Below are 22,464 nucleotides of genomic sequence, written 5' to 3' on the forward strand. Positions count from 1 at the left end.
TCGAAGGCTCTATGCTCAGTAACGATATACTCCGTAGCCTGCGCTACACCCTGAAAGCGAATAATAACGACATGGTGCGCATTCTTGCGCTCTCCGACATGGAGTCCACGTCGTCTGGTTTTGATATCTGGATGACCAAAGAAGATGAAGAGGGGTTTGTCCGCTGCCCGGACATTATTCTGTCTGGCTTCCTGAACGGTCTGATCTATGACAAGCGCGGTAAAGATGAGTCTGCACCAGAGCTGGCACTGGAGCGTCGCGTAAACAACAATACGGTGCTGAAAAAGCTGCGTATTGCGTTTTCACTGAAGACTGACGATATCCTGGCGATCATGACCGAGCAGAAATTCCGCGTGTCGATGCCAGAGATAACAGCCATGATGCGCGCACCGGACCATAAGAACTATCGCGAGTGCGGCGACCAGTTTATGCGCTATTTCTTGCGTGGGCTGACGAATCGCATACACAGCGCGAAACCATAAAAAAAGCCGGAGATAATCTCCGGCTTTTTTGTTATTTCACCTGCTGACCCGGTTTTGCGCCTTCGTCAGGACTTAACAGGAAGATATCTTTCCCGCCAGGGCCTGCGGCCATCACCATCCCTTCAGAGATGCCGAAGCGCATTTTGCGTGGCGCCAGGTTAGCGACCATGACTGTCTGGCGGCCAATCAGCACCTGTGGGTCAGGATACGCGGAACGAATACCCGAGAAGACGTTACGTTTCTCGCCGCCCAGATCCAGTGTCAGACGCAGCAGTTTATCGGAGCCATCCACAAACTCTGCGTTTTCAATCAGCGCCACGCGCAGATCGACTTTCGCGAAGTCATCAAAAGTGATGGTGTCCTGAATCGGGTCGTCAGCCAGCGGGCCGGTGACTGGGGTCGCAGCGGCTTTCACTTCTTCTTTAGAGGCTTCAACCAGGGCTTCAACCTGTTTCATTTCAATGCGGTTATACAGCGCCTTGAAGGTGTTCACTTTATGGCTGAGCAGCGGCTGAGCAATCGCATCCCAGGTCAGTTCAGTGTTCAGGAACGTTTCTGCACGTGCAGCAAGCTGTGGCAGAACCGGCTTCAGGTACGTCATCAGCACGCGGAACAGGTTGATACCCATGGAGCAGATAGCCTGCAGATCGGCATCACGGCCTTCCTGTTTCGCCACCACCCATGGAGCCTGTTCATCCACGTAGCGGTTAGCCAGGTCTGCCAGCGCCATGATTTCACGCACGGCTTTACCGAACTCACGTGCTTCCCACGCTTCGCCAATAGTCGCTGCGGCATCGGTGAAGGTTTTGTACAGGGCAGGGTCAGCCAGTTCGGCTGCCATCACGCCGTCAAAACGCTTCGCGATAAAGCCCGCGTTACGGGATGCCAGGTTCACCACTTTGTTGACGATGTCGGCGTTCACGCGCTGTACGAAATCTTCCAGATTCAGGTCGATATCGTCGATACGGGAAGAGAGTTTCGCGGTGTAGTAGTAGCGCAGGCTGTCCGCATCGAAGTGGTTCAGCCAGGTGCTTGCTTTAATGAACGTCCCGCGGGACTTGGACATCTTCGCGCCGTTCACCGTCACATAGCCGTGTACGAACAGGTTAGTTGGCTTGCGGAAGTTGCTGCCTTCCAGCATCGCCGGCCAGAACAGACTGTGGAAGTAGACGATGTCTTTACCGATGAAGTGATACAGCTCGGCAGTGGAATCTTTCTTCCAGTATTCGTCGAAGCTGACGGTGTCGCCACGTTTGTCGCACAGGTTCTTGAAGGAGCCCATGTAGCCGATTGGCGCATCCAGCCAGACGTAGAAATATTTCCCCGGTGCATTCGGAATTTCGAAACCGAAGTACGGCGCATCACGGGAGATATCCCACTGCTGCAGACCGGACTCAAACCACTCCTGCATCTTGTTCGCCACCTGCTCCTGCAGCGCGCCGCTGCGGGTCCACGCCTGCAGCATTTCGCTGAAGGATGGCAGGTCGAAGAAGAAGTGTTCGGAGTCACGCATCACAGGTGTTGCGCCGGACACCACGGATTTCGGCTCGATAAGCTCGGTTGGGCTGTAGGTCGCGCCGCACACTTCGCAGTTATCGCCGTACTGATCCGGGGATTTACATTTTGGACAGGTGCCTTTGACGAAACGGTCCGGCAGGAACATGCCTTTTTCCGGGTCGTACAGCTGAGATATTGTGCGGTTTTTAATAAAACCGTTCTCTTTCAGACGTGTGTAGATCAGCTCCGACAGCTCACGGTTTTCGTCGCTGTGCGTGGAGTGATAGTTGTCGTAGCTGATGTCAAAGCCAGCAAAATCAGTCTGATGCTCCTGACTCATTTCGGCAATCATCTGCTCCGGGGAAATCCCCAGTTGCTGAGCTTTCAGCATGATCGGCGTGCCGTGGGCATCGTCCGCACAGATGAAATTAACCTCGTGGCCGCGCATTCGCTGGTAACGGACCCAGACATCAGCCTGGATATGCTCCAGCATGTGGCCGAGGTGGATTGAGCCGTTGGCGTACGGCAGTGCGCACGTTACCAGAATTTTCTTCGCGACTTGAGTCATAGTAGGCATTACTTCTTTTAACTGTGAAAAGGGTTTTTGATATTACCAAAAGGGGCATTATTAAGTAAGCACAAACCACGGCCTTTCAGGTAAACTTGTTCATCTAAGGTCTTATTCACAAGAACAAAGGAGTCGGGATGAGTTCTCAATCCCAGGCCAAATCACCGGAAGCCTTACGAGCAATGGTCGCCGGGACGCTGGCTAACTTTCAGCATCCAACCCTGAAACATAATCTTACGACGCTGAAAGCGTTGCACCACGTCGCCTGGCTGGACGATACCCTGCACATTGAGTTGCAGATGCCGTTCGTCTGGACCAGCGCATTTGACGCGTTGAAAGAGCAAACCAGCTCTGAACTGCTGCGCATTACCGGTGCAAAAGCGATTGACTGGAAGCTGACCCACAGCATCGCTACCCTGAAGCGGGTGAAAAACCAGCCGGGCGTGAACGGTGTGAAAAATATTATTGCCGTGAGTTCAGGCAAAGGCGGGGTAGGTAAATCCTCCACCGCGGTTAACCTGGCGCTGGCGCTGGCGGCAGAAGGGGCAAAGGTCGGTATTCTTGATGCCGATATCTACGGGCCTTCTATTCCAAACATGCTGGGGGCGGAAAACCAGCGTCCAACCTCGCCGGATGGCACTCACATGGCCCCCATCATGGCTCATGGTCTGGCGACCAACTCCATTGGGTATTTGGTCACCGATGATAACGCCATGGTCTGGCGTGGCCCGATGGCCAGCAAAGCGCTGATGCAGATGCTACAGGAGACGATGTGGCCGGATCTGGATTATCTGGTGCTGGATATGCCACCGGGTACCGGTGATATTCAGCTGACGCTGGCGCAAAACATTCCGGTCACGGGAGCGGTTGTGGTGACCACGCCGCAGGATATCGCGCTGATCGACGCCAAAAAAGGCATCGTGATGTTCGAGAAAGTGGAAGTGCCGGTGCTCGGTATTGTTGAGAACATGAGCATGCACATCTGCAGCAACTGCGGTCACCACGAACCGATCTTTGGTACGGGTGGGGCAGAAAAACTGGCCGCGAAATATCACACCCAACTGCTGGGTCAGATGCCGCTGCATATCACTCTGCGTGAGGATCTCGACAGCGGAAAACCGACGGTTGTCAGCCGTCCGGACAGCGAATTTGCTGAGATGTATCGCCAACTGGCGGGGCGCGTTGCAGCGCAGCTCTACTGGCAGGGTGAAGTGATACCGGGCGAAATCGCGTTCCGCGCGGTGTAAGTTCCCAGCTCTGAATTGCAGGGTGGCGGCTTCGCCTTTCCCGGCCTACGAAATACGGTTTTGTAGGTCAGGTAAGCGTAGCGCCACCTGACTTTACCCAGGCAGGTAATGCATCAGATAGTACTCTCCGTCCGGAGAATTTCCCTTCGACTCAATGTGCCAGCCGTGTCGCTGGTAAAACGCAATAGCCCGCGAATTCTTCTCCAGACACTTCAGCGCCCCTGTGCTGGTAAACGTCTTCTGCACCTGCTCAAGGAGCAAGTGTCCGACCCCAAAGCTCTGGTACTGCGGGTCAACAAACAGGTTGTGCAGAAAATTATCGTTCGTCCAGACCGAAGCAAAACCCAGACGATGACCGTTCTGAACGGCGACCCAAATCACTTCGTCGCGGGTTGCCGCATCAAAGTCTTCCAGCTGCCACTGAGAATTGTCCAGCCATGGCCAGGCTTCCCGGCGGGCATGCAGGTAGAGCGTGCGCAGGAAAGGGCGATCGCTCTCCTGCCACGGGCGAATCAGGATCGAATCAGCGATGATAGAAGATATCTCCGTTATAGGCTTTGTAGATCTTGCCATCAGCATCACCGATCAGGTCGTAATTCTCGCCCATATAGGTCCAGTGTGTACCGGCATCCGGTGCCGGGAGGTTACGCAACTGGTACTGTTTGATGGTGTACTCGGGCGTTTGATACTGCGCAGGTGCGGTGTCGCCAATTTTGAACTTCGTGAAATCAGCAATGAACTCTTGTTCTTCATAGGCCTTGATGCCGGATGGTGCTGCGAATGCAGATCCCGCCAGAGACAGTAAGACACCCAGAAGCAGCAATTTACGCTTAACCATTTTTTCTCCACTTAAACCGTTACTGATACTCTCAGTCTGCTGTTGTGATGACGATGTGGCAGACAGCCTATTTTAAGTATCCCAGCAGACCCTGTTAGAAAAAAAATGTAACAAAAGTGGACGGTTTTGTGTAGATCAAACGGTTAATACCATTTTGTTTATGAATGATATTTCCTAAGATTAATTCAGTGCAGCAATGTGTTTTTTAATTAATTCTGAAAATAGGAAATTGCTCTAAGTTTGTGAACTGGGAAACATGCATTTTCTTTAAAGGCAACTTAAACTTATGATAACGGAGCGGTTTAATTTTCATTTCAACTGCTTTCCGTTTCTTAAATTCATCCTGCGCATCATTAGATGATGTGTGTTTATACTTAATTGCATGAAAAACAGAGTGTTGATGAATCTGATGATTCTTCCTGAATTATTTTCTATATGTTTTTTGCGCTCATGAATGATTAATTAATTTTAATGAAAAATACAACCGCACTATTTGTAATATTCCTGGTGATAAGTCAGTTGACTGGCTGTGTATTTTCTCCCGGGCAAGCATTAAGCTCATCAGGGAAAAACATCATCATGACGGGTGATGAAAATAATAATGTTGATAAGCGTGTGGATCTTTATCCTCTTACCCCTTCTCTGATTGAAAAATTGCGTCCTGCGGTCGTGAAATCTCAGCCAAATCCTAAGCTGGATGAGCAACTCAGAAACTGGGAGTACCGCATTGGAGCAGGTGATATTTTGACTGTTACCGTTTGGGATCATCCTGAACTGACAACTCCGGCTGGGCAATACCGCAGTGCCAGTGATGCCGGTAACTGGGTGAACGCGGACGGTACACTCTTTTATCCCTATGTAGGAAAACTCACCGTCGCGGGAAAAACGGTCTCTGAAGTCAGAGAGGAGATCGCCACACGCCTGGAGAACGTGATCGAAAGCCCGCAGGTGGATGTCAGCGTGGCGGCCTTCCGCTCGCAAAAAGCGTATGTCACTGGCGAAGTTGCCAAATCTGGCCAGCAGGCTATCACCAATATTCCAGTCACAGTTATGGATGCCGTCAACGCGGCAGGGGGGCTTTCTGCTGACGCTGACTGGCGCAACGTGGTTCTCACTCACGAGGGGAAAGATTCACGCCTCTCTCTGTACGCACTGATGCAGCACGGCGACCTGACGCAAAATAAGCTGCTCTACCCGGGTGATATTCTTTTTGTTCCACGCAATGACGCACTGAAAGTCTTTGTAATGGGGGAAGTGATCAAGCAGAGCACGCTGAAGATGGACAGGAGTGGGATGACCCTCGCCGAAGCGCTGAGCAATGCGGGTGGGCTGAACCAGAACATGGCCGATGCGACGGGTATTTTTGTCATTCGCTCTATTGCTAAAGGCAATAATGCGGGAAAAATCGCCAACATTTATCAGCTTAATGCGCAGGATGCCTCTGCGATGGTGTTGGGCACCGAATTCCAGCTTGAACCCTACGACATTGTTTATGTCACTACGGCACCGCTGTCGCGCTGGAATCGCGTTATTACTCAGCTCGTGCCGACCATCAGTGGTGTTCATGATCTGACCGAAACGGTCCGTTATATCAGATCGTGGCCGCAATAATGTTCGATTCCATCTTAGTGGTCTGCACCGGCAATATTTGTCGATCACCAATTGGCGAGCGGTTGTTACGCCAGTTACTACCGGGAAAACAGATAACCTCGGCAGGCATATTTGGGCTGGAAGGAAGCCCGGCGGATATCAGCGCACAGGACGTGGCCGGGCGACATGGGCTCTCTCTCGATGAACATCGCGCGCGCAAATTAACTCCGCAGATTATGCGGGAATCGGATCTTATTCTGGTGATGGAACCTGCACATCTTCGCTTTATTTCTGCCATGGCCCCGGAAATTCGCGGTAAATCGCTGCTCTTTGGGCAATGGCTGGAGCCGCAGGACATCCCCGATCCCTATCGTAAAAGCCGTGAAGCATTCGACTATGTTTTCGGGCTGCTGGGCAAAGCCAGCCAGGAATGGGCTCATCGTTTGAGTCAACAAGGAATGAAGCGTTAATGTCGTCTTACACAACAGGCAGTTACGGTGCCACAACACCGGAAAATCATGAAATTGATCTCATTCGTCTACTCGGTGAAATGATCGATCATCGTGCAGTCATTTTATCGATGACTGTCATTTTTACCTTGCTGGCGGGGCTGTATGCTTTTTTGGCCACGCCCGTATACCGCGCGGATGCCTTAATTCAGGTGGAAGGAAAGCAGGATAATAGCCTGCTCAAAAATTTAAGACAGTTTGGTAATGAGATGTCTCCCGATGTGGAACCCGAAATACTCCTGCTTAAATCGCGCATGATCCTGGGCGCTACAGTTGATGAATTAGGTTTAACGCAGCACGTGACGTGGCGTACTTTCCCTGTCGTAGGGCAACTGTGGGCGCAGTTGCAGGGCCGTAAACCAGCGACGATCGCCCTTGGTTGGTTGCAACTGCCACTTATTGAAGGAAAACTCCGCTCCCTTGTACTCACGGTGCTGGAAAAAGGCGCATACCGACTGGAGGGCGACAATTTTTATGCGGAGGGTAGAGAGGGTAAGCCTTTTGAAAAGGAGGGAGTTTCCCTGCTGGTGGCGAAACTGAATGCCCCAACGGGCACGCAATTCACGCTACAAACCCGTTCCCGTCTGGAGGCAATCAATGCGCTGAGTAACCAGTTTAGCGTAGTTGAATCGGCGAAACAGAGTGGAGTGATGACGCTCACCCTGACCGGCAACGATCCTGATCGTATTGCCCATGTGCTCAACCGTATTGCCAACAATTACCTGCAGCAAAATATTGCCCGTCAGGAAGCGCAGGATTCACGAAGTCTTGCGTTTTTACAGCAGCAGTTACCGAAAATCAGAAGCGAACTCGATCAGGCCGAAGAGCGGCTGAATCAGTATCGCAAACAGCGTGACTCGGTCGATCTCTCTCTGGAAGCGAAATCGGTTCTTGAACAGATTGTTAATATCGAAAACCAGCTCAACGAGTTGACGTTTCGTGAGGCGGAGATTTCTCAACTCTTTAAGAAAGATCACCCGAATTACCGCGCATTGCGTGAAAAACGCCAGACGCTGGTACAGGAGAAAGTTCGCCTGAATCAGCGTGTCTCAGCCATGCCTTCGACTCAACAGGACATTTTGCGCCTCAGTCGGGATGTGGAGTCAGGTCGGACAATCTACCTGCAGCTACTCACACGTCAGCAAGAGCTGAACATCTCACGCTCCAGCGCCATCGGTAACGTGCGAATTATCGACAGCGCGGTGACGCAACCTGATCCTGTTAAACCGCGAAAGCCGCTGATTATTGTTTTTGGCACCCTGATGGGGCTGATATTCTCGATGGGTCTGGTGCTGATCCGCATTGCGCTCAGACGTGGTCTCAACACCTCCGAGCAACTGGAAGGGCTGGGAGTACAGGTGATGGCAACATTACCGCGTTCGATGTGGCTGTGGAAAAAAACGCACCTGCACAGGAAAAGAGTATTTGGCTCGCGCTGGGGTCACAAGATTACCGATGTGCCTTTCCTGCCTGTCGACCGACCCGCAGATATTTTTGTTGAGGCTGTGAGGGGGTTGCGCACCAGCTTGCATTTCACGTTGCAGGATGCCGCTAACCGAATCGTCATGATTTCTGGCCCCACGCAGGACTGCGGAAAAACGCTTGTCAGCACCTCACTGGCAGCCATTGAGGCACAGGCCGGGCTCAGGGTGTTATTCATTGACGCGGATATGCGTGAGGGGTATGTCCATAACGTATTCGGTTTAAAAAACCACACCGGACTTTCCGGGGTGCTCGATGGAAAATGTGCGTGTCAGGAGGCGATTCAGCGCTATGAAAAAGGCAATATTGATGTGCTGACCTGTGGGCCGGTTCCATCGCGGCCTTCAGAACTGCTGATGAGTGATCGCTTCAGCGTGCTAATGACATGGGCAGATGAGCATTATGACCTTGTGATCCTCGATACCCCGCCGGTGCTGGCTGTGACTGATGCCGCTGTGGCAGTCAGGGTGGCAGCAACGTCATTGCTGGTCGCACGCTTTGGCAAGACCAGCCTGAAAGAGATGGAGAACAGCATCAAGCGCCTGCAACAAATGGGTGCGCGGATCAAAGGTACCGTGCTGAACGACGTCGTGAAGTCAGCAGCTCTGTATTACCATTCAGGCTATGGGCAATACGAGTATGGTCATAGCACGACACAGCAACCGCGCAAGGATTAATGTTTTAACAGCGTGGCAAAATAGTACACTCGCGACACTTCTTTACAGCGAAACGACGCATAGCTCGCTAAGATGACCTTCGTTAAATCACGAGGTCATAATGGAAAACCGCAAATTCAGCAAACTGCGCCGCTGGGCGCGGGAAGGGATCATACTCGTTCTGCTGGCGCTGGCTGTGATGTGGGGTGTGGATCAGTACCGCAAGCCGACATTACCAGCCACGTTTAGTGCAACTCCGATGCAGGGTATTGATGGCACGATGCACGACATTGCGGCGCTCAGCCAGGACCGGCCGCTGCTGATTTACGTCTGGGCCACCTGGTGCAGCATCTGCCGTTATACCACGCCTTCAGTCAATAAGCTGGCAGAAGAGGGTGGCAATGTGGTGAGTATTGCCATGCGTTCCGGTGATGACGCAAAGCTTGCACGCTGGGTTGAAAAGAAACAGCTGAAAATGCCGGTGGTAAATGATGAGAACGGTGCGCTGTCGCAGGCATGGCAGGTGAGCGTAACGCCGACGCTGGTCATTGTGTCGAAGGGGGACGTTGTCAGCACGACTACGGGGTGGACGAGTTACTGGGGATTAAAAGCCAGAATGTGGTGGGCTGGGGTATAAAAATAACCCCTCTCCTTGCGGAAGAGGGGTTTTGTATTACTTCGCCAGAACTTCCTGCGCGGTGCGCTCAACCAGAGACAGCAGGATTTTAATATCTTCCAGCGTCACGGTTGGGTTCAACAACGTCAGCTTCAGGCAAGTGACACTGTTATGCTCAGTCACGCCGACGTTTGCACGGCCGGATTCCAGCAGCGCATCACCAATTTTCTGGTTCAGCAGGGCAATACCCGCATCATCTGCCTGCACGTCGCCACGGAAGCGGAACAGTACGCTTGCCAGCTGCGGTTGCATAACCAGTTCCAGAGCAGGCTGCTCTTGCACATAAGCTGCAACCTGCTGTGCCAGCGTCACGCCGTGATCGATGATCGCTGCGTATTGCTCCTGACCCAGCGCTTCCAGGCTCATCCACAGTTTCAGCGCGTCGAAACGGCGCGTGGTCTGCAGCGATTTGGACACCAGGTTAGGCACGCCTGCTTCTTCGTCGAACTCAGAGTTCAGGTAAGCCGCCTGATAGCGCATCAGTTCATAGTGGCGTGCTTCTTTCAGCAGGAATGCACCGCAACTGATGGTCTGGAAGAACTGTTTGTGGAAGTCCAGAGTAACGGAATCCACCAGTTCAATACCGTCCAGGTAGTGACGATACTGCTCAGACATCAGGAGCGCGCCGCCCCATGCCGCATCAACGTGTACCCAGATATTCTGCTTCGCCGCCAGCTCAGCAATGGCACGCAGAGGGTCAATAGCACCGGCATCGGTGGTCCCTGCTGTCGCGACAATCGCCAGGATCTGTTCGCCGTTCGCGTTGCACTGTTCGATTTTCGCCGCCAGATCGGTGAGATCCATGCGTGAGAATTCGTCCGTTTTCACCTGCACCACGGACTGGTAACCCAGACCCATCAGCGCCATGTTTTTCTGCACGGAGAAGTGCGCGTTTTCTGAGCACAGTACGCGGATCTTACGCAGATCGCCCGTCAGACCATCCTGCTGAACGGAGTGACCCTGACGCGCAAAGAACGCATCACGAGCCAGCATCAGACCCATCAGGTTGCTCTGGGTGCCACCGCTGGTGAAGACACCTGCGTCGCCAGCCTGATAACCCACGCGGGTACGCAGCCATTCGATCAGTTTGATCTCAATGATGGTTGCGGACGGGCTTTGATCCCAGGAGTCCATACTCTGGTTAGTGGCGTTGATCAGCACTTCTGCCGCCTGGCTTACTACCAGGCTTGGGCAGTGCAGGTGCGCCACACACTGTGGGTGATGAACGGACAAACTGTCTTTCAGGAAGAACTCTACAGCGCGTTCAATCGCTGCTTCATTGCCCAGCCCTTTCGGGTTGAAATCCAGCTTAATACGGTCGCGCAGTTCCGCGACCGTTTTGCCCTGGTACATCTCAGGCTGTTTCAGCCACTGCATCACAGCCTGAGTGCTTTGTTCAATCGCCTGCTGGTAAGCTTCAATGCTCTGTGCAGAGGAGAACAAAATTGGGTTTGAATCTGACATCGTGTTCAACTACTCCGGTTACGCCGGGCGAACGCCCGCTGCAAGCAGTGCCTGCTCGAATTTATCCAGGAAGATTTTCAGCTCTTCATCGCTGATCAGCAGAGAAGGCAGCAGACGCAGAACGATACCGTTGCGACCACCACGCTCCAGAATCAGACCGGCTTCGAAGCACTTCTTCTGAATCAGGGCAGACAGCTCGCCATCACCCGGGAAGCAACCCATGTGGTCAGCGGCTTCGTTTGGCTTAACGATCTCAATACCGATCATCATGCCCAGACCGCGAACGTGGCCGATAACCGGATAGCGTTTCGCCATCTCTTTCAGCTGGCCTTTCAGCCATTCGCCCTGTGCAGCCACTTTGCCTGCGATGTTCTGATCTTTCAGGATTTTCAGCGTGGTCAGACCGGTTGCCATCGCCAGCTGGTTGCCGCGGAAGGTACCGGTGTGGTGACCTGGAGCCCATGCATCGAACTGCTTTTTGATACCGAGCACAGCCAGTGGCAGACCGCCACCTACAGCTTTAGACATCACGATGATGTCTGGCTCAATGCCAGCGTGTTCGAAGGCGAAGAATTTACCGGTACGCGCAAAGCCAGCCTGCACTTCGTCGAGGATCAGCAGAATGCCGTGTTCCTGAGTCACTTTGCGGATACGCTGCAGCCACTCAACCGGAGCCGGGTTCACACCGCCTTCACCCTGAACGGCTTCCAGAATGACGGCTGCAGGTTTGCGTACGCCACTTTCCACGTCGTTAATCAGGTTTTCGAAGTAGTAGGTCAGTGCTTTCACGCCAGCCTCACCGCCGATACCCAGCGGGCAACGGTACTGGTGTGGGTAAGGCATGAACTGCACTTCTGGCATCATACCGTCAACAGCTTCTTTCGGAGACAGGTTGCCGGTCACGGACAGTGCGCCGTGGGTCATACCGTGGTAACCACCAGAGAAGCTGATGATACCGCTACGGCCGGTGACTTTTTTCGCCAGTTTCAGCGCCGCTTCCACGGCGTCAGCACCGGATGGACCGGTGAACTGCAGGCAGTACTCTTTGCCCTGACCTGGCAGCAGAGAGAGCAGGTATTCTGAAAACGCGTCTTTCAGAGGCGTTGTCAGATCCAGGGTATGTAACGGCAAGCCGCTGGTAATGACATTTTGGATGCTTTTCAGCACATCAGGATGGTTATGGCCAAGCGCAAGGGTCCCTGCGCCTGCTAAACAGTCAAGGTATTCTTTATTATCTGCATCGGTGATCCATACGCCGTCTGCTTTAGTGATTGCTAAAGGCAGTTTGCGCGGATAACTCCTGACGTTAGATTCAAACTCGGCCTGACGGGCCAGATAGGTTTCGTTGCTTTTGTGGGCATCTACGGTGTCAATACGGACTTTATCCGTCATCATATCACTCCTACAACCGCCGCTTCGTTATGAGCCACGATTGAATAAAAAGTTAAAAAACAGATGGGGGCCTGAAAAAAACGCCGCCAATATAGAGCCTTTTGCCACGGGGCTCAATGGTTAATTTGTTTACTGTTTTGTGACATGGGGCACAGGGGAAGGAATATCCCTCTTTTTTGAAAGAAAATTGCGCTTAATTACAAAGTAAAACAGCCGGTTATGTGTAGTCGGCCTGGAGTGTAAAAGCAGAAAAAAGAGTGTGACAAATCGTGCCATTGGCTGACATAAAAGAAGGTATACGACCTCCTTACTACCATGACAGGTAAAAATCCCTGGTCTCTATACATGCGCAACGGAATCACGCATTAAAAATGGACTCTCAACACGCGTCGTTTCCCGATGGTTTTCACCGTTAATAATATGCAGGGCACTCAGACGTCCAATTTCATAATGTGGCAGTTGAACCGTTGAAAGAGGGGGGAGAAAGAGTTCTCCAATGCCCACCATATTGTCATAACCGATAACCGCAATATCTTGTGGGATGCGAAGCCCTTGAGCCAGTAGCGTCTGGTACACCATCAATGCGATACGATCGTTGCCGCAGATAACGGAGTCGAACCGGGGGATGCCATTCTGAATGTGCGCCCGCAAAACTGATGGAATGTCGCGATAGTGCTCGTCCCCGAACGCCATATAGCTATGTTCCAGACTGTTCGGGTCGAGCCCAGCTTCACGGCATGCACGTTCCAGCCCCTGACGGCGTCGGGTTGTGGCCAGATGGTCCACGGGTAAATGCAGGCACAGGGGCTGTCGATAACCCTCGGCGAGTAACGCTTTCACGGCGTCGTACTGCCCCTGTTCATCATCAGGAATGTAGCTGGCTACTTTTTCATCGATACTTTCGCAGTTAGCCAGCACGCAGGGGAGAGTGAGGAGTTTGGCTGGAAGAGGAACCTGACGTAATCCCATTGTGGTGTAAATAATGCCGTCCGGGCGGTGGGAGAGCAGCAGATCGACAATCGCATCAGGGTTGTCATCGGTAAACATATTCATTACGAAGCTGTTCCAGCCGTGCATCCGTGCCGTCTCTTCAATGGACAGCGTAATCTCTACCGAGAAAGGTGTCGTCACCGTATCGAGCGCCAGCACGCCTATGGTTTTTGGCGAGGCATGTGCGCCACGTATTTTTTTGGCGGAAAGATCGGGTACGTAGTTGGTCTGATCGATAGCCTGCTGTACGCGCGCCAGCGTTTCCGGCTTAAGGCGCTCCGGGGTGTTAAGCGCACGTGAGACGGTCATCAGCGAGACGTTAGCCAGCTTTGCGACGTCCTTCAGGGAAGCCATTTTCTTACTCCGTCAATGCTATATGTTAGAGAGTATACAACTAAGTAACTGATGTAAAAGGAAAGAGTGTTCATTGATTATGTCAGGGCATCATGATTGATGAATAGTCGATCGCGATCTCATTCCTGCTATGTTAACGTTAACTTTCGTGATTAACATCATAAATTTGAACCAAACCGTATGAGCAAGGAGTAATGTTAACGTTACCATTATTTCATTACTCCAACATGAGAATGTCATGATGAAAACGCATCACTCTCACAGCTATCCATTACTGAGCGCATTACTGTTTTTCTTTTTTGTCACCTGGTCCTCTTCCGGTTCTTTGCTCTCCATCTGGCTTCACCAGGATGTAGGCTTAAAAGCAGGCGATACTGGCGTTATCTATGCCGTGCTTTCTGTCTCCGCGCTTTTTGCTCAAATCTGCTATGGATTCATTCAGGACAAACTCGGTCTGCGCAAAAACCTGCTCTGGTTTCTGACCTGCCTGCTCATTCTTTCTGGTCCGGCTTTTTTGCTGTTCGGCTATCTGCTGCAGATTAACGTTTTACTCGGCAGCATTTTCGGCGGGATTTATATCGGCCTGACGTTTAACGGCGGGATAGGGGTACTGGAGTCCTATACCGAGCGCGTGGCCAGACAGAGCCAGTTTGAGTTTGGCAAGGCGAGAATGTGGGGATCGCTTGGCTGGGCGGTGGCAACCTTTTTTGCGGGGCTCCTGTTTAACATTAATCCGAAGCTGAACTTCGCTGTTGCCAGCTGTGCGGGCCTGGTGTTTTTTGTTTTGCTGGTACGTCTCAGGGTCTCATCCGCTCCACACGCCATGCAGGAAGCGGTGTCCGGAGGAAAGATCACACTGGAAGATGCGTTGCGCTTGCTGACGCTGCCACGTTTCTGGGCACTGGTGTTTTTCGTTATTGGTACCTGTATTTATGGTGTTTATGACCAGCAGTTCCCGGTCTATTTCTCCTCCCAGTTCCCGACGTTGCAGGAAGGGAACGCCATGTACGGCTATCTCAACTCCTTCCAGGTGTTCCTTGAAGCGGCTGGTATGTTTTGTGCCCCATGGCTGGTGAATCGCCTTGGCGCGAAGAATGGTCTGATTTTCGCCGGAATGGTAATGGCGATGCGTATGGTGGCATCGGGTCTGGTTGAGGGGCCGGTATTGATCTCCATTACCAAGCTATTACACGCCGTTGAACTGCCCGTCTTGCTGGTTTCAATCTTTAAATACAATAGCTTGCATTTTGATAAGCGGCTCTCTTCCACCCTCTATCTGGTGGGCTTTGCCTGTACAAGCTCGGTGATTGCCTCGGTCTTGTCGCCACTGGCAGGCTACAGCTATGAGAAATACGGCTTTGCCCAATCCTATCTCATTATGGGGCTATTAGTTTTCAGCACCACGTTTATATCCATCTTCCTGTTGCGCTCGGGTAAGTCCACTTCTGACCCGCTAATGCCACAATCTTCCACTATCTGATCGAAAGAGTAGAGAAATGACGTATTCAATTACTAAAGCTGAGCGGGAACTACAGTCCAGGCGCGAAGGGCTTAACCTGCGCTGGTATCCGCGTTACCACCTCGCAGCGCGAGCTGGCTGGATGAACGACCCAAATGGCCTGGTCTGGTTTGACGGCTGGTATCACGCTTTTTATCAACATCATCCGTACTCGACCCAATGGGGTCCGATGCACTGGGGCCATGCGCGCAGCAAGGATTTAGTTCACTGGGAGCATCTCCCGGTTGCACTGGCGCCGGAAGGACCCGAAGACAAGGATGGCTGTTTTTCCGGATCGGCGGTAGTGGATGGCGATACGCTGGCGCTGATTTACACCGGACACAAATTCCACGGCGATCCTGACGAGGCTAATCTCTACCAGGTGCAGTGTCTGGCAACCAGCCGTGATGGTGTCCATTTTGAGCGACAGGGAATGGTAGTTGATACGCCACCTGGCCTGCATCACTTCCGCGATCCGAAAGTGTGGCGTGAAGGGGAGAGCTGGTACATGGTTGTCGGTGCGCGGGATGGCGAGACGGGTCAGGTACGCGTTTATCGTTCTGCTGATCTGCGCGAGTGGCTGGATATGGGCGTACTTGCGGTGGCGGAAAAAGAGATGGGCTATATGTGGGAATGCCCGGACTTTTTCACGCTCAATGGTAAGCGCGTGCTGATGTTTTCGCCTCAGGGGCTGGTGGCTGAAGGCTACAAAAATCGTAATCTTTTCCAGAGCGGCTATCTGTTGGGCGAGTGGCAGCCTGGTCAGCCTTTTGTGCGTGAAGGTGAGTTTGTGGAGATGGATCGCGGTCATGATTTCTATGCACCACAAAGTTTCCTGACACCTGATGGCCGCCGCATTGTAATTGGTTGGCTGGATATGTGGGAATCCCCGCTGCCGGAACAGGTGGATGGTTGGGCTGGCATGCTCTCTCTACCGCGCGAGCTGACGCTCAGTACGGATAACCGTCTGCAAATGCGGCCGGCCAGAGAGGTCGAAGACCTCCGGGGAGCGTGGTTTCCCTGGCCGGTAAGTGCGCTTAAAAATCAGCAGATGACTCTGGTGGAACACTGCGACGCGATGGAGGTTATTCTGCAGTGGGATTGCGCTAACAGCAGCGCGGAGCAATACGGCATTCGGCTTGGCGACGGGTTACGCCTCTATATTGACGCGCAGATGCAGCGTCTGGTGCTGGAGCGACACTATCCACAGTATGGCCTGTGCGGTACCCGAAGCGTCGCGCTTAACCTGAACGATTCGCTCAGTCTGCGCTTGTTCTTTGACTGCTCTTCCGTGGAAGTGTTTGTCAATGAGGGAGAGGCATGCCTCAGCAGCCGCATTTACCCCGATGCAGGGGATCGCGAGCTGGCATTGTTTGCCTGGACCGGGACAGCATCACTTATTGATGCCGGGGCATGGCAATTAGATTAACACGGGCGACGTCAGGGTAGGGGCTTACAGCGGTCCTGGCGTCCATATTGTGTAATGCCTGTAATTAAAAAAGGCGATCGACGTCGCCTTTTTTATCTGTTTAATTTTCTCAGCGTAGTCTGATCCCACGACAGAAGATGAACTGAGTCCATAAATGACTCAGAGGTGTCTGTTAAACCTGTGGCGATTCACTTGAATCGCGCTTACCAACCTACAGACAAGCCCGCGCCATAACCTACATTGTCTGCTGTATCATCGCTCACAGTGGCCTTAATAACGACAGAATCACCTAAGCGAGCAGAAGCACCGACAGCGACAGCGTTTTCGCCATCATAGCCGCCAACGCCAGCACCTATTGCAACACGTTGATTGTTCATTACTTGTGGAATATTAGCTTGTGCCATAGCACCAGAGATACCAGCATTAGCCTCTTTATGGTTGTCATTCACTTCATCTTTCAATGAAGCAAAAGAGTTATTCATTTTGCTAATCGCCTGGCTGTTATCTTGAATAGCTCGTGAATTACTGGTTACTTTTGTTTGTGTTGCTGTATCAAGCTTTGTAATTGTGGTTGTAACGCCGTCATTCCCATTTTTACCATCAACACCATTTTTAACGTGAGATTGAAGGTAATCAATCATTGCCTGATCTTTTGCATTCTGGCGATCTGCATCTGTAGCGTTACTATCCAGATGAATACTCTGATCAATTGACGGTTTAGCCGTGGCGGTGATGTGCTCAGGTTGTGAATGTTGCCCGTCGAGGTGTGAAGAGTTATCTACAATAGGTTGCGTAGCGTCTGTAAGAGTGATTGCCTGATTATGAATACCGTCGGCATGAGGAGTTACAAAGCCGGGTTTAAAATCACTAAAGAAGTTTGTGCCATGATCTTGAGAGTATTTTATTGCGGCTTCTTGTTGCTCTTTATCTAGGCTATTCCAGATAGCTTGTTGTTCGCTAAAGTTGATATTGCCATTTACAGTGTCATTATAAAAGTCACTGATAACATCAGCTCTGGTTGATGTAGTAATAACTAATGCACCAAATGCAATGCTTGCAACTAAAGATTTCATTTCGCTTTCACCATAAACAATAAAGTCAGTATTCCAATGTATTTTTTAAACATTGATAACGGCCGCGAACTATCTCGGATTGTGATTTTATGGGCTTTGATTTAGATCAAAATCAGCATTAATTGCTTAATAGCGCCAATGAGATAATTTAAGTTAGAATATCAATAAAAACAATCATTTAATTTATTTGTGATTTGCCGATGTAAATTCAGTGGATAATTTCAATGCATAAGAGTTTCTTAACTATTTTGAGGCGAGACTTCGGAAAATATCCAGAATTCTTCATGTGAATTTATAGATTTCGTTTAATGTATTGCTTTTGAATAGTTTCGCCCTTTCAAATGAAATGAATTTTTATGCTATATACAGTGTGAAATAAGGAATAGAAAATATTTATGTTGAAAGTTGAAGCGAGAAATGTATTAGGTCAGATTTCAATATATGAGTTAGAAACTTGTTACGACAAATGATATAAAACCCGTCTACTATTGTATAAACATTTGTTTAAGCCGATAAGAAAGGAATAATTTACAAGGGGAATATGTTAGGGTTTCGAATGAAATATTCTGTTTGGATTTTTGACCTTAATCAAGATTAGTGAATCCATCAAAATAATTAATTCGCTTTGATAAATTATCGTGATGTATGTTTGTCACGGGTTAAAACTCGTTTAATAATAGTTGTTGTTAATGGTGATAGCATATGAAAGTTAAAATATTGTTTGCATATGTGGCTGTATCTCTTTTGCTTGCTGGTTGTACTTCACAGGCTCAAAAACAGGCTATAGGAAATGCTCATGCTCTTTATCCAGTGCAGAAAGCCCAAAGCGCTAAGAAGGGTAAGCAGTGGGAAGGAATGAAACTTGTAATCACCTCAACAGGGCTTAACGTTGACGGAAAACCAGCGGCAGTAGTAGAGAAAACAGCAGACGCTACCGTATACCAGCAAGGCCTGTATAACTACATTGTTTATAAGAATGGCAAGATCGCAGTAACAAACACTTCAGGCATATTCAAAGGTTATGCTGAATGAACAAAGAAGGGTATAAACGAGACTACTTCGTTTTCTTTATCCGTTCACGCTTCAGCACCTGGAATAAATTTTCTGCAACTGCGTTGTCGTGACAATTACCGCGTCGGCTAATAATGTCCTCCGGTCAGTGTGATTTAAGGAACAACTGCCACTCATGGCCTGTGTACTGACAACCTTGATCAGAATGAACCCGTACCTGTTTTGGGGATTACGTCACCACACGGCCATTAGAAGCTTCCATACCACCGTATCTGGATTTCCAGTTGAAGTCAGTCGCCTCAGAAATACCGGCCTCCCGGGCAAACATCCTTAACAGTTCGTCTTGCTTCGACGGACTTAATCACGGCGATGATCTGGTGCTCAGTAAAACGGGCTTTACGCATGGTGATCTCCTTCGTTGGCAGATTGAGTATGCCGGAAGACCGCTAAATGTGAATGGCACGATTATGCGGATACTTACAGTAGAGTCTTCCACATAGTTTCGGCTGGATTGCGGTAAAGTTCATAAGTATGATTGCTAGCACAATCAGTGATTGGGGACAATCTTTTGAGAGATAAAGGACGATATATATGAAAGTTACTGATGAAGCTTTGTTACGTTCTGGTTTTACACCATCGGATTTGCAGAAGATAAAAAACAACGTTGAAAGCTATGGTGGAACGTTGGGGAATGCCATCAGGGACCTGGCCAGGCGTTTTATTCTTGCTGTGTGCGTTGTATCCGGTTGCCTTGCTGTATTCGTTTTTCTGGTGATATTCGCATCTGAAGAGAGTGTTTTCTCTGGTGCCATTGGCCTTTCTTGTGGAGCAGCGGTTGCAATATTTATACAACCGCCTGTGCTTGCTTATAAATCCTGGCGATTCTGTAGGGCGAACAAATCTTAATCATTACTGTGATCAGTCGCCAGAAGATCAAAAATCACTTTCGCTTTAACACCATATCCAGCGATTTTCATAGTTAGCCTGGGCTTACTCATTGTGTCAACTTTTCGGTAGTAATCACGCGGCAGCCAGCGAAATAATCGCCAGGCTCCCGGCTTCCTTGCTAATCCGAAGATGCTAAAAACATTAGCCCCCAGAGTCACCGTATTATAAAAAGCTAACCCATTTTTTGGGCTAAACCCCAAAAATTGTGCAGTATCCATCACGCCATCAGCAAAAATGCCTTCCGATTTGGATTGTTGACCATAGCGAAGATGGCTTGCTTCTTTTGTTATCCCGTTAATACCATCAACGAATAAAACTGCGCCTGCAAGAACTCCGACAGGGGTCATAGTGGACATCATAACCATTCCACCGAATAGTGCTGCTCCGGATACCACTATATGGATTGCCGAAATCACATATCCGACGATTTTATTATTTTCCCTGACAAACTCGACCTTTGCATAAAGTTGTGCGGCTCTGGTTCTTAATAGTCGTTCTTGTTCGTGCAAATTATCCGTTTCTGCACGCAGATTTTCGATGCATACAATGCATTCTTCGTCTGTTTTAGCTCGCCGTGCTGCCTCGAACTCCTTTTCTACGACCTGTTTTATCTCTTCGATAAACTTGATACGGGTTAGACCATCTTGCAAATAGAATGCTGACAGCCGGTTTGCTGTTTCGACGAGTTTCCGGGCTTCCAGATTCACCATGGTATCTGACCAGGTTCTGTTCCAGCCCCTGTTGAGCAGCGCGATATCCATAAAGCCTCCTTTCCTTAAGGTGTCTGGTCATTTTACGTGCTATACGTTCAGGGGCAACAGGAAATGCTTTCCCGGAGTATGATTTTGCCGGAACAAAAACATGAGCAAACTCTGAGACTTCACACGGTAATGGGTTTTATTGACCCTGGTTTTGACCTGCTACAGCGTGCCATCGCCTAATCTTACCTCGGCGCTTTTGTGGGAGTTAGGCAATAACTCACTACACTTGCTTAAGCGAACAACTTCCCCTAATCTGGCAAAAAATATAGAGATTCAATCTTCATGACTCGGGGTGCCCTTCTTAAATGAAGGCTGAGAAATACCCGTATTACCTGATCTGGATAATGCCAGCGTAGGGAAGTCAGATGCCTTCCCGGTCATCGCTTCTTCACGCAAGGCAGGAGCGAACCCATGCAGCCTGACCTGCTCGATTTACGCGTTTTACATCAGTTCCGAACCCGTTCCCCGCTTACGCATTGTATGACTAACGACGTTGTACAGACCTTTACTGCCAACGCTCTGCTGGCGCTTGGTGCCTCTCCAGCGATGGTGATTGAGGCCGAAGAAGCTGAGCAGTTTGCCGCGATCGCCGATGCATTGCTGATTAACGTTGGCACACTGACCTTGCCGCGAGCGCAGGCGATGCGTCAGGCGATTGAGAGTGCGGTAGCCGCAGGTAAACCCTGGACGCTGGACCCGGTTGCCGTGGGCGCTCTGACGTTTCGCACCCGCTTTTGTCATCAAATCCTTGCCCTGAAACCCGCAGCCATTCGCGGTAATGCTTCGGAAATCCTCGCTCTTGCCGGGATGAGCGCAGGTGGGCGCGGCGTCGATACGACTGACTCCACAGCCAGCGCGTTACCTGCGGCACAGGCGCTGGCTCGCCAGACCAATGCCATTGTGGTGGTCACCGGTGAAGTGGATTGCATCACGGATGGACAACGAACCCGAACGGTAATCGGCGGTGATCCCTTGATGACGCGCGTGGTGGGCACAGGGTGCGCACTCTCTGCCGTCGTGGCGGCGAGTTGCTCACTGCCGGGCGACAGGCTGGATAACGTCTCCGCCGCGTGCGGATTTATGAAGCGAGCCGGAACGGTCGCCGCTGCACAGTCTCGTGGCCCAGGCAGTTTTGCCAGCACGTTCCTGGATGCGCTCTACACCCTGGAGGAACTGGCATGAAACGTATTAACGCTCTGACCATTGCCGGCACCGATCCCAGTGGTGGTGCGGGTATCCAGGCCGACCTGAAGACCTTCTCCGCCCTTGGCGCGTACGGTTGCTCAGTCATTACCGCACTGGTGGCGCAAAACACGCGCGGCGTGCAGTCGGTTTACCGTATTGAACCGGATTTTGTTGCCTCGCAGCTGGATTCCGTATTCAGCGATGTGCGAATTGATACCACCAAGATCGGTATGCTGGCAGAGACAGATATTGTTGAAGCGGTGGCTGAACGCCTTAAACGTTATCAGGTGCAAAACGTGGTGCTGGATACCGTGATGCTGGCAAAAAGTGGCGACCCATTGCTCTCCGCCTCCGCTGTTGAAACACTGCGCAAAAAGCTGCTGCCGCAGGTGGCGCTCATCACACCCAATTTGCCGGAGGCCGCTGCACTGTTGGGGGCAACACACGCGCAAAATGAATGGGAAATGAAAGAGCAGGGGAATGCGCTGCTGGCGATGGGCTGCGGGGCCGTGCTGATGAAAGGTGGTCATCTTGACGATGCCGAAAGCCCGGACTGGCTCTTCACCCGGGACGGCGAGCGGCGTTTCACGGCACCACGCGTACACACTAAAAACACCCATGGTACTGGCTGTACGCTCTCTGCTGCGCTGGCGGCATTACGTCCACGGCATGATAACTGGGCCGATACAGTGAGCGAAGCGAAAACCTGGCTCTCAGCCGCGCTGGCTAAAGCCGATACTCTGGAAGTGGGTCACGGTATTGGGCCGGTACACCATTTTCATGCCTGGTGGTAAGCCGTATACTGGCAGGAAAC

At 51.0% G+C, this 22,464-nt stretch carries 20 protein-coding genes, 2 pseudogenes and 1 riboswitch; of the genes and pseudogenes, 12 read left to right on the top strand and 10 right to left on the bottom strand.

Going from position 1 to position 22,464, the window contains the following annotated elements:
• Nucleotides 1–11: 11 nt before the first annotated feature.
• Nucleotides 12–482 carry a YehS family protein gene (locus HED65_RS05385; protein WP_114977728.1) on the top strand — a complete coding sequence of 157 codons (471 nt, stop codon included), beginning with the start codon at nucleotides 12–14 and terminating at the stop codon, nucleotides 480–482.
• A 31-nt stretch (nucleotides 483–513) separates the two neighbouring features.
• Here the strand turns inward: HED65_RS05385 and metG are convergent, their stop codons facing one another.
• Entirely contained in the window at nucleotides 514–2,547 is a 2,034-nt protein-coding gene (gene metG, locus HED65_RS05390; protein WP_114977729.1) for a methionine--tRNA ligase, read from the bottom strand.
• 137 nt (nucleotides 2,548–2,684) lie between these two features.
• Here metG and apbC point away from each other — a divergent pair, with 137 nt between their 5' ends.
• Entirely contained in the window at nucleotides 2,685–3,794 is a 1,110-nt protein-coding gene (apbC, locus tag HED65_RS05395) for an iron-sulfur cluster carrier protein ApbC (protein ID WP_114977730.1), read from the top strand.
• A gap of 93 nt (nucleotides 3,795–3,887) precedes the next feature.
• On the opposite strand, the gene HED65_RS05400 is transcribed toward apbC, so the two are convergent.
• Both HED65_RS05400 and HED65_RS05405 read right to left on the bottom strand, forming a co-directional pair.
• Entirely contained in the window at nucleotides 3,888–4,367 is a 480-nt protein-coding gene (locus HED65_RS05400; RefSeq protein ID WP_114977821.1) for a GNAT family N-acetyltransferase, read from the bottom strand.
• A complete protein-coding gene (locus HED65_RS05405; protein ID WP_114977731.1) occupies nucleotides 4,318–4,632 on the bottom strand; it encodes an RcnB family protein in 315 nt (104 codons plus the stop codon). Before HED65_RS05405 ends, HED65_RS05400 begins: the two co-directional genes overlap by 50 nt.
• Before the next feature lie 471 nt (nucleotides 4,633–5,103).
• Here HED65_RS05405 and HED65_RS05410 point away from each other — a divergent pair, with 471 nt between their 5' ends.
• From HED65_RS05410 to HED65_RS05425, 4 genes are all read left to right on the top strand, one after another.
• Nucleotides 5,104–6,243: a polysaccharide export protein gene (locus HED65_RS05410; protein ID WP_114977732.1), complete on the top strand. Its 1,140-nt coding sequence runs from the start codon at nucleotides 5,104–5,106 to the stop codon at nucleotides 6,241–6,243.
• Nucleotides 6,243–6,692 (top strand): arsenate reductase/protein-tyrosine-phosphatase family protein, encoded by a 450-nt coding sequence (locus tag HED65_RS05415; RefSeq protein ID WP_114977733.1) that lies wholly within the window; start codon nucleotides 6,243–6,245, stop codon nucleotides 6,690–6,692. Before HED65_RS05410 ends, HED65_RS05415 begins: the two co-directional genes overlap by 1 nt.
• Entirely contained in the window at nucleotides 6,692–8,890 is a 2,199-nt protein-coding gene (gene etk, locus HED65_RS05420) for a tyrosine-protein kinase (RefSeq protein WP_114977734.1), read from the top strand. The genes HED65_RS05415 and etk overlap by 1 nt, the downstream gene beginning before the upstream one ends.
• A 100-nt stretch (nucleotides 8,891–8,990) precedes the next feature.
• On the top strand, nucleotides 8,991–9,506 hold the full coding sequence (locus HED65_RS05425) for a protein disulfide oxidoreductase (RefSeq protein ID WP_114977735.1): 516 nt from the start codon (nucleotides 8,991–8,993) through the stop codon (nucleotides 9,504–9,506).
• A gap of 36 nt (nucleotides 9,507–9,542) precedes the next feature.
• Here HED65_RS05425 and HED65_RS05430 read toward each other — a convergent pair whose 3' ends face one another.
• The 3 genes from HED65_RS05430 to HED65_RS05440 form a co-directional block, all read right to left on the bottom strand.
• The gene (locus tag HED65_RS05430; protein ID WP_114977736.1) at nucleotides 9,543–11,009 is read right to left on the bottom strand and encodes a pyridoxal phosphate-dependent decarboxylase family protein; all 1,467 of its coding nucleotides are present in this window, start codon (nucleotides 11,007–11,009) and stop codon (nucleotides 9,543–9,545) included.
• Nucleotides 11,010–11,027: 18 nt separating this feature from the next.
• On the bottom strand, nucleotides 11,028–12,404 hold the full coding sequence (locus HED65_RS05435) for a diaminobutyrate--2-oxoglutarate transaminase (protein ID WP_114977737.1): 1,377 nt from the start codon (nucleotides 12,402–12,404) through the stop codon (nucleotides 11,028–11,030).
• A 336-nt stretch (nucleotides 12,405–12,740) separates the two neighbouring features.
• Nucleotides 12,741–13,745, bottom strand: a complete 1,005-nt coding sequence (locus HED65_RS05440) for a LacI family DNA-binding transcriptional regulator (RefSeq protein WP_114977738.1) — start codon at nucleotides 13,743–13,745, stop codon at nucleotides 12,741–12,743.
• 238 nt (nucleotides 13,746–13,983) lie between these two features.
• Here HED65_RS05440 and HED65_RS05445 point away from each other — a divergent pair, with 238 nt between their 5' ends.
• Together HED65_RS05445 and HED65_RS05450 are read left to right on the top strand one after the other, a co-directional pair.
• Nucleotides 13,984–15,225: an MFS transporter gene (locus tag HED65_RS05445; protein WP_114977739.1), complete on the top strand. Its 1,242-nt coding sequence runs from the start codon at nucleotides 13,984–13,986 to the stop codon at nucleotides 15,223–15,225.
• Between the two features lie 16 nt (nucleotides 15,226–15,241).
• Complete coding sequence (locus HED65_RS05450) at nucleotides 15,242–16,672, top strand: glycoside hydrolase family 32 protein (protein ID WP_114977740.1); 1,431 nt, start codon at nucleotides 15,242–15,244, stop codon at nucleotides 16,670–16,672.
• Nucleotides 16,673–16,875: 203 nt separating this feature from the next.
• Here HED65_RS05450 and HED65_RS05455 read toward each other — a convergent pair whose 3' ends face one another.
• On the bottom strand, nucleotides 16,876–17,745 hold the full coding sequence (locus HED65_RS05455; RefSeq protein ID WP_114977741.1) for a YadA C-terminal domain-containing protein: 870 nt from the start codon (nucleotides 17,743–17,745) through the stop codon (nucleotides 16,876–16,878).
• Nucleotides 17,746–18,447: 702 nt separating this feature from the next.
• On the opposite strand from HED65_RS05455, the gene HED65_RS05460 reads away from it, so the two are divergent.
• Complete coding sequence (locus tag HED65_RS05460) at nucleotides 18,448–18,777, top strand: hypothetical protein (RefSeq protein ID WP_114977742.1); 330 nt, start codon at nucleotides 18,448–18,450, stop codon at nucleotides 18,775–18,777.
• Nucleotides 18,778–18,808: 31 nt separating this feature from the next.
• Here HED65_RS05460 and HED65_RS05465 read toward each other — a convergent pair.
• Nucleotides 18,809–18,976, bottom strand: a pseudogene (locus HED65_RS05465) (IS3 family transposase); the annotation flags it as partial.
• A gap of 27 nt (nucleotides 18,977–19,003) precedes the next feature.
• Nucleotides 19,004–19,160, bottom strand: a pseudogene (locus HED65_RS22630) (transposase); the annotation flags it as partial.
• A gap of 187 nt (nucleotides 19,161–19,347) precedes the next feature.
• On the opposite strand from HED65_RS22630, the gene HED65_RS05470 reads away from it, so the two are divergent.
• Entirely contained in the window at nucleotides 19,348–19,662 is a 315-nt protein-coding gene (locus tag HED65_RS05470; protein WP_114977743.1) for a hypothetical protein, read from the top strand.
• Here HED65_RS05470 and HED65_RS05475 read toward each other — a convergent pair.
• Nucleotides 19,659–20,465, bottom strand: a complete 807-nt coding sequence (locus HED65_RS05475) for a DUF4225 domain-containing protein (protein WP_114977744.1) — start codon at nucleotides 20,463–20,465, stop codon at nucleotides 19,659–19,661. The two genes, HED65_RS05470 and HED65_RS05475, sit on opposite strands and share 4 nt — an antisense overlap.
• 278 nt (nucleotides 20,466–20,743) lie before the next feature.
• Nucleotides 20,744–20,841, top strand: a riboswitch (TPP riboswitch).
• Nucleotides 20,842–20,876: 35 nt separating this feature from the next.
• Here HED65_RS05475 and thiM point away from each other — a divergent pair.
• On the top strand, nucleotides 20,877–21,647 hold the full coding sequence (thiM, locus tag HED65_RS05480) for a hydroxyethylthiazole kinase (protein ID WP_114977745.1): 771 nt from the start codon (nucleotides 20,877–20,879) through the stop codon (nucleotides 21,645–21,647).
• A complete protein-coding gene (gene thiD / locus HED65_RS05485; protein ID WP_114977746.1) occupies nucleotides 21,644–22,444 on the top strand; it encodes a bifunctional hydroxymethylpyrimidine kinase/phosphomethylpyrimidine kinase in 801 nt (266 codons plus the stop codon). The genes thiM and thiD overlap by 4 nt, the downstream gene beginning before the upstream one ends.
• Nucleotides 22,445–22,464: the final 20 nt, after the last annotated feature.

The organism is Pantoea sp. LS15, assembly GCF_012241585.1.
GTDB lineage: Bacteria > Pseudomonadota > Gammaproteobacteria > Enterobacterales > Enterobacteriaceae > Enterobacter.